General features: G+C 51.8%; 1 protein-coding gene. It reads right to left on the bottom strand.

Annotation, left to right across the window (positions count from 1 at the left end; genetic code table 11):
• Positions 1–9 precede the first annotated feature (9 nt).
• Complete coding sequence (locus tag FDX04_RS12165) at positions 10–1,326, bottom strand: IS4 family transposase (RefSeq protein ID WP_137371003.1); 1,317 nt, start codon at positions 1,324–1,326, stop codon at positions 10–12.
• Positions 1,327–1,415 lie beyond the last annotated feature (89 nt).

Genomic DNA, 1,415 nt, shown 5'->3' on the forward strand with positions numbered 1-1,415 from the left:
TAACACCGTTCACTTAAGATGTTTTGAGTGAACGGGATACTGGGTTTTTGAGATTCGAACGGTCCTTTTTTTGGGCCGTTTTCTCTTTTCTGGCAGGATAAATTGTTTCACATTCTCCCGCATTTTCTTCAGCTTCGTCGGGATTGTCCCCGGTTTGCACAGTGAGCACCAGATGAGTTCATCCTGGATCAACCTCATCGCCATCACGAAGCTTATTCTCAGTGGTGACACCTCCGCTTCCCGTGCTATCTGACTCATCTCCATTCTGATCAGGTTATAGGCCGTCAACAGACCCCATATTTCCTGGTTAATTCCGCTCACTTTCTGACTGCGTAATAGCGTGGCTGTACTCAACTGGAACTGTTTCAGCTCTCCGTAGCCGTTTTCTATGCTCCACCGCTCCTGATACACATAACGTAACGCGTCTGCCGGATACTGCTCCGGCTCGGTCAGAGAACTGATAAAACCTTTGTAATCGCCTGATTCATCTTCACATTCTATTAGCCGGGCCCGCCAGTATTCAGGCAGCGAGCTGTCCTGTTTTCTGGCCTGCGGGGAGACCTGCATTTCCACAAGATGGTCTCCCTCACCGAAGGTTTCGACTACCCGGTATTTCGTATTTCCCTTCAGGGGCACCAGCCAGTGCGCCTCATGCTTTCTGCGCTGCCAGTTAATCAGTAATTCTGCTGATAAGTAGCAGCGGTCAAACAGGGTCAGGCTTTTCGCCTGCGGCGATAGCTGCTTCGCGTAACTGACTTCACCGGTATTGGCCGGACCGAATTTCACGTCATGGATCAACCGGCTGCGCAGTGACATCATGGCGCATAACCTGACCATCGGATACTCAGTGTGTCTGTCCGGACGATGCTTTATGTATTCAAAATGGTCTGCAAGTTCGGGCATATCGGGAGTGCGAAAAAGCGTCCCATCAACGGCAAACAGCCGGAGCCCGTGCCAGAGGTCATCCTTATCTTCCTGTTGAGTCCAGTGTCCGGCCGTCAGCGTGAAGAGTTCCCGAAGCGGTGCATCGCTGAGCCGCTGGCGGGCCTGGGCAATGGAGCTGGCAGCGAGGGTCTCCCCCTCCTGCGAACTGAGGACGAGGTCGAGTTTTGTCACAACATCTGTGATGGAGCGGTCGCGGTACAGGCCCATTCCCACAATCAGCCAGACCACGAGTTCTGCGGGGAGTTTACGTTTACGGATACTGGCTTTATCTGTTGATTCAAGGACCTGAGTGATCCATTCAAGGGGAATAGCCTGCTGAAAACAGGAAAGTGAAGCGGGTTCGGCCCAAGTCTGGGTATCATCAAGCCAGGTTGAAAGCATAAAAAAGCCCCATCAGAAAATTGATGAGGCTATTGTCGTCTACCCACCGGATCGTTCAACCGATCATTTTGCTTAACCGATCGGTGTTA

Origin of the sequence: Citrobacter sp. wls615 (genome assembly GCF_005281355.1) — a bacterium.
In the GTDB taxonomy this organism is placed as follows: domain Bacteria; phylum Pseudomonadota; class Gammaproteobacteria; order Enterobacterales; family Enterobacteriaceae; genus Citrobacter; species Citrobacter werkmanii.